We start from the raw sequence: 6,943 nt of genomic DNA on the forward strand, positions 1-6,943 counted from the left end.
ATGCCGACGGTGCGGGTTGGTCGGAGGGTGTGGGCCTGTTGGTGGTCGAGCGTCTCTCCGACGCGCGGCGCAACGGCCACCAGGTCCTCGCGGTCGTACGCGGCTCGGCCGTCAACCAGGACGGTGGCAGCAACGGTCTGACCGCCCCCAACGGACCATCCCAGCAACGGGTCATCCGCGACGCCCTGGCCAACGCCCGGCTGGGCGCCGCCGACGTCGACGTCGTCGAGGCGCACGGCACCGGCACCTCCCTGGGCGACCCCATCGAGGCCCAGGCCCTCCTCGCCACCTACGGCCAGGACCGGTCCGCCGGCCACCCGTTGTGGATCGGCTCGCTCAAGTCGAACATCGGCCACACCCAGGCCGCCGCCGGCGTCGCGGGCATCATCAAGATGGTGCAGGCGATGCGCCACGGCGTCATGCCGCGCACCCTGCACGCGTCCACCCCCTCGCACCACGTGGACTGGGAGTCCGGCGCGGTCGGCCTCCTGACGGCGCAGCGCGACTGGCCCGAGCCGGGCCGCCCGCGCCGCTCCGCGGTCTCGTCCTTCGGCATCAGCGGGACCAACGCCCATGTGATCCTCGAGGCGGCGCCCGACGGGCCCGCGGTCGAGCGCGAACACGCCCCGGTGATCCCCTGGGTGCTCTCGGCCAAGTCCCCGGCCGGTCTGCGGCGGCAGGCCACCCGGCTGCTCGCCCGCGTCACCGACGAGCCCGTCACCGGCGAACCCGGAGTCACCGACGAGCCCGGACCCGACCCCCGGGACGTCGGGTTCACCCTGGCCACCGGCCGCGCGCTCCTGGAGCACCGGGCCGTGGTCCTCGGCGCCGACCGCGACGAACTGACCCGCGGGCTGGCGGCCCTGGCCCGCGGCGAGGAGGCCCCGGCCGTCGTGACCGGAGCGGTCCGCGATGCCGACGCGGGCGGCCTGGCGCTGGTCTTCTCCGGCCAGGGGGCGCAGCGCCCCGGGATGGGCCGGGAGCTGTACGAGGCGTACCCGGTCTTCGCCGAGGCGTTCGACGCCGTGTGCGCCGCCGTCGACGCCCACCTCGAAGGCCATGCCGAACACCCCCTGCGCGACGTGGTGTTCGCCTCCGCCGACTCGCCGCTCGCACCTTTGCTGAACCAGAGCATGTACACCCAGACCGGCCTGTTCGCCCTGGAGGTCGCGCTCCTGGAGCTGCTGCGGCAGTGGGGGGTGACCCCCGGCCACGTCATGGGCCACTCCCTCGGCGAGATCACCGCGGCGTACGCGGCGGACGTGCTCACGCTGTCCGACGCCTGCGCGCTCGTCGCGGCGCGCGGCCGCCTGATGCAGGCCCTGCCCGCGGACGGCGCGATGGTCGCGGTCGCCGTGGACGAGCGGGAGGCCCTGGCGTTCATCGACCGGGAGTCGTCGGCGGACGCGGTCGGCATCGCCGCCGTCAACGGCCCGCAGGCCGTCGTCCTTTCCGGCGACGAGGCGGCCGTGCTCGCCGCCGCCGGCCACTTCCGGGCCGCCGGGCACCGCACGCACCGGCTGCCGGTGTCGCACGCCTTCCACTCGCACCACATGGAGCCGATGCTCGACAAGTTCGAGGAGGTGCTGGCCGGTCTGACGTTCCGGCCGCCGCGGATCCCCGTGGTGTCGAACGTCACCGGCGGCCCCGCCGACCCCGAGGTGTTCTGCACCCCGCGGTACTGGGTCGAGCACGTCCGCCGTGCCGTGCGCTTCGCCGACGGCGTGCGTTCCCTGGCCGGGCAGGGCGTCACCACCTACCTGGAGGTCGGCCCCGACGCCGTCGCGACCCCGATGGTGCACGCGACCCTCGATGCCGAAGATGCCGATGCCGCCGAAGGCGCCGACTTCGTCGCCACCGCGCTCCTGAAGCCGGGCCGGCCCGAGGCGCAGGCCGTAGCGCGGGCGCTCGCCCTGCCCTTCGTGGCGGGTACGGCCACGGCGTGGGAGCGGCTGCTGCCCGGGGGGCGGCTCGTCGAGCTGCCGGGCTATCGGTTCGCGGGCCGACGGTACTGGCAGGACGCGTCCGGTTTCCCGGCCGGAGTCCGGGCCGCCGGCCTGAGCGCCACCCACCATCCGCTGCTGGGCGCGGCCGTGTTCCTCCCCGACGGGGGCGCGGTGCTCACCGGCCGCGTCCTGCCCGGCTCGCACCCCTGGCTCGCCGACCACGCGGTGAACGGCACGGTGCTGCTCCCCGGCACCGCCTTCCTCGACCTGGCGCTGCACGCCGGCGACGCCGTCGGCTGCCCGCTCGTCGAGGAGCTGACGCTGGAGGCCCCGCTGGCCCTGTCGGCCGACGGCACGGTGTACCTCCAGGTCGTCGTCGGCGCGCCGGACGAGGCGGGCCGCCGTTCCCTCGCCGTCCACTCCTCGGCCACCCCGGCCGGCGGCGAGCCGCCCGTGCGGCACGCGACGGGTCTGCTGGCCGCCTCGGCCCCGCAGCCGGCCGGTACGTGGACGTGGCCGCCGGCCGGGGCCGAACCGGTGCCGGTGGACGGCCTCTACGAGGAGCTGGCCGCCCGCGGCTACGGCTACGGGCCGGCGTTCCGGGGGCTGCGCGCCGCCTGGCGCACGGCGGACGAGTTGTTCGCCGAGGCCGAACTGCCCGCCGAACCGGGCGCGTTCGGCATCCACCCGGCGCTGCTCGACGCGGCCCTGCACGCCATCACGCTCGGCGTGCCGTCCGCCGTCGGCACCGACGGGACGCGGCCCCTGCTGCCCTTCTCCTGGTCGGGCGTGACGCTGGAGGCGTCCCGGGCCACGGCGGTCCGGGTGCGGCTGACCGCCGCGGGCGACGGAGCCGTGTCCCTGTCGGCCGTGGACGCCGCCGGCCGGCCGGTCGTCACCGTGGACGCGCTGGCGCTGCGGCCGCTGTCCGCCACGGCGACGCCTCCGCGGGACGCGGGCCTCCACCTGCGCTGGCAGGCCCTGACGGCGGAGCCGGGGGACGGCACGCCCCCCGAGGCGACCGTCGCCCACGTCGAGCCCGGCGGCGACGTCCGCGCGCGCCTGGCCGGCGTACTCGCCCTCGTCCAGCGGTTCCTGGCCGACCCGGCGAACGCCGCGACCCGGCTCGCCGTGGTCACCCGGGGCACGCTGGTGGAGCATCCCGACCCGGTCACCGCCGCGGTGTGGGGCCTGCTGCGCTCGGCCCAGGCCGAGCACCCCGACCGGCTGCTGCTCGTCGACGTGGACGAACGGTCGCCCGAGGCCCTCGCCGCGGCCGTCGCCTCCGGCGAGCCGCAGACCGCCGTCCGCGCCGGGCAGGTGCTCGTCCCCCGGCTCACCCGCTCCGGGCCGGACGTCCTGGCGCTGCCCGAATCGTCCGCGTGGCGACGGGAGTCGAATGACGGAGGCGACGCCGTCCTCGTCGCCGACCCGACCGCCGGACGGCCGCTGCGGCCCGAGGAGATCCGGGTGTCGATGCGGGCCGCCGGTACGGAGACCGAGGGAGCCGGTGTCGTGGCCGCGATCGGCACGGCGGTCACCGGGGCGGCCGTGGGCGACCGCGTCCTGGGCGTGTTCCCGCACGGGGACGCCCTCGGCAGCGCGGCGGTGACCGACCACCGGTCCGTCGTCCGCGTGCCACGCGGCTGGACCTTCGGCGAGGCCGCGGCCGCGCCCGGGGCGTTCGGCACCGCCTGGCACGCCCTGGTGGATGTGGCCGGACTGCGGGCCGGGGAACGCGTGTTGGTCCTGGACGCCGCGAGCCGCACCGGCGGTGCGGCGGTGCGGATCGCCCGCCACCTGGGCGCGGAGGTGTTCGCCGCCGCACCCCGCGCCGCGTGGGACGCCCTGCGGGGCGCGGGCCTGGACGACGCGCACCTGGCCGGGCCGGGCGCGCCGACGGAGCAGGTCCCGGCCGGGCTGGACGTCGTCCTGGCCCCGTCCGGCGGCGGCGCCGACGCCGCCGGACTGCTCGCCGACGGCGGCCGGTTCGTGACCCCGCTCGGGGCCAAGCGCCCGGCGTCGGCCGACTGCCGGACGTACGGTCCGGCCGTCGCCGCCGACGCGATGCCCGCCGGTCTCGTGGACCTGCTCGGCCGGGGCGCGGTACGCCCCCTGCCGGTCCGCGCCCTCGACGCGCGGACGGCGGCCCGGGCCCTGCCCCCGGCCGACGGCACGGTGTTCACGATCCCGCGGCCGCTCGACCCGGACGGCACCGTGATCGTCACGGGCGCGAGCGGCACCCTCGGCCAACTCGTCCTGCGGCGGCTCGTCTCCGCCCACGGCGTCCGCCACCTGCTCCTGCTGAGCCGCAGCGGCGCCGGGGCACCGGCCGGCCTGTCGGAGGACGGCGTCCGGGTGGACTCCGTCGCCTGCGACGTGGCCGACCGCGACCAGCTCGCCCGCGCCCTGGCCCGCATCCCGGACGGGCACCCGCCGACCGCCGTGGTGCACACCGCCGGTGTCCTCGACGACGGCGTCCTCGACGCGCTGACCCCGCAGCGGCTCGACGCCGTACTGCGGCCCAAGGCCGACGCGGTGCTGAACCTGCACGAGCTGACCGCCGACGCCGACCTGGCGGCCTTCGTGGTCTTCTCCTCGGCCGCCGGCGTCCTGGGCTCGGCGGGCCAGGCCAACTACGCGGCCGCCAACGCCTTCCTGGACGCCTTCGCCGCCCGGCGGCACGCGGCCGGGCTCCCGGCGGTCTCGGTCGCCTGGGGCATGTGGACGGAGAGCAGCGCGATGACGGCCGGCCTCGGCGCCGCCGACCGGAACCGCATCGCCCGCCTGGGGCTCCTGCCCACCTCCACCGAAGAGGGCCTGGCGGCCTTCGACCGGGCGCTCGCCGGCCCGGTGCCGCTCGTCGTCCCGGTGCGCGTCGACCCCGCCGCGCTCCGCGCGGACACCGCGCCGGTGCTCCTGCGGGACCTGGCACCCCGCCCGGACCGGCGGACCGCGGCGGCCGCCGGGGCCGCGCCCGAGCGGTCCCTGGAGAGCCGGTTGGGCGCCCTGCCCGCCGAGCGGCGGCGCGAGGTCCTGCTCGACCTGATCCGCACGGACGTCGCCCTCGTCCTCGGGCACGACGACGCACGCGCCGTCTCCCCCGACGAGGCCTTCCGCGACCTGGGCTTCGACTCGCTGACCGCGGTCGAACTCCGCAACCGGCTGGGCGGCCGCACCGGCCTGAAGCTCACCGCCACCGCGGTGTTCGACCACCCGAGCCCCCGCGCCCTGGCCGACCACCTGCTCGACCGGCTCGTCCCCGCGGCCCCCGCCGCACCGACGGGCCCCGGGCAGCCGGCCTACGAACAGCTGCTGGCCGACCTCGGCAGGCTCGGCAACAGCCTGGCCGCCCTGGAGCTCACCGGCGCGCAGCGCGCCGAACTCGCGGAAACCCTGCGCGGACTGGCGGAGCCGGCAACGCCCGGCGCATCCGCACCGGAGACCGGGGCCGCCGGCCTCGAAGCCGCCACCGCGTCGGAAGTCCTCGACTTCGTCACCAACAGCCTTGGCATCTCCATCGACGGCGACTCGTCGCCCACCGACCCGAGTTGAGAGGGAGTCCATGCCCACCGAAGACGAGCTGCTGAAGTATCTCAAGGCCGTTTCCGAGGAACTGCACGTCACGCGCGGCCGCCTGCGGACGGTCGAGGGCGAGCGCGACGAGCCCGTCGCGATCGTCGGCATGAGCTGCCGGCTGCCCGGTGACGTCTCCTCGCCGGACCACCTGTGGGACATGGTGGTCAAGGGCGAGGACGCCATCGGCGACTTCCCGTCCGACCGGGGCTGGGACGTCGAGGCGCTGTACGACCCGGAGCCCGGCAACCCGGGCCGCACCTACACCCGCTCCGGCGGATTCCTGCGCGACGCCGCGGACTTCGACCCGGCGTTCTTCGGCATCGCCCCGCGCGAGGCGCCGGGGATGGATCCCCAGCAGCGGCTGATGCTGGAGGCGTCCTGGGAGGCCCTGGAGCACGCGGGGATCAACCCGCAGTCCCTCAAGGGCACCCGCACCGGCGTCTTCGCCGGTTCGTTCCACCACGACTACGACCCCGGCGGAGGCAGCGTCGGCAGCCTCGTGTCCGGCCGCGTCTCCTACACCCTGGGGCTCCAGGGCCCGTCCGTCACGGTGGACACGGCGTGCTCGTCGTCCCTGGTGGCCGTGCACCTCGCGGCGTCGTCCCTGCGGTCCGGGGAGTGCACCCTGGCCCTGGTCGGCGGCGTGACGGTGCTCGCGACGCCGGGCGTCTTCGTCGAGTTCTCCCGGCAGCGCGGCCTCGCCGCGGACGGCCGCTGCAAGTCCTACGCCACGGCGGCGGACGGCACGGGCTGGGGCGAGGGCGTCGGGATGCTCGTCCTGGAGCGCCTCTCCGACGCCCGGCGCAACGGCCACCGGATCCTGGCGGTCGTGCGCGGCTCGGCCGTCAACCAGGACGGCGCCTCCAACGGGCAGACCGCGCCCAACGGCCCCGCGCAGCAGCGGGTGATCCGCGACGCGCTGGCGAGCGCCCGGCTGGGCGTCGCCGACGTCGACGTCGTCGAGGGGCATGGTACGGGGACGACGCTGGGCGATCCGATCGAGGCGCAGGCGCTTCTCGCCACTTATGGCCAGGAGCGGTCCGCGGAGCGGCCGTTGTGGCTGGGTTCGGTGAAGTCGAACATCGGCCACACCCAGGCCGCCGCCGGTGTCGCGGGCATCATCAAGATGGTGCAGGCGATGCGCCACGGCGTCATGCCGCGCACGCTGCACGTCGACGAGCCGTCGGAGCACGTGGACTGGAGTGCGGGTCAGGTCCGGCTGCTCACGGAGAACGCGCCGTGGCCCGAGGCGGACCGTCCGCGCCGGGCCGGCGTGTCCTCGTTCGGCTACAGCGGGACCAACGCGCACGTGATCCTCGAATCGGCCCCCGAGGCGGAGGACGACCGTCCGGTGGCCGGCGGGGTGGTGCCGTGGGTGCTGTCGGCGCGGAGCGAGGACGCGTTGCGGGCGCAGGCGG

2 protein-coding genes are annotated in these 6,943 nt (G+C 76.6%); both read left to right on the forward strand.

Annotation, left to right across the window (positions count from 1 at the left end):
* Positions 1 to 5,501, forward strand: a 5,501-nt coding sequence (locus I5Q34_RS23570) for an SDR family NAD(P)-dependent oxidoreductase (protein WP_199894390.1), incomplete at its 5' end; no start/stop codon positions are given.
* On the forward strand, positions 5,455 to 6,943 hold a 1,489-nt coding region (locus I5Q34_RS23575; RefSeq protein WP_374193052.1), incomplete at its 3' end, for a type I polyketide synthase. The genes I5Q34_RS23570 and I5Q34_RS23575, both read left to right, overlap by 47 nt.

It is taken from the genome of Streptomyces sp. AV19 (genome assembly GCF_015999245.1).
Taxonomy (GTDB): Bacteria; Actinomycetota; Actinomycetes; order Streptomycetales; family Streptomycetaceae; genus Streptomyces.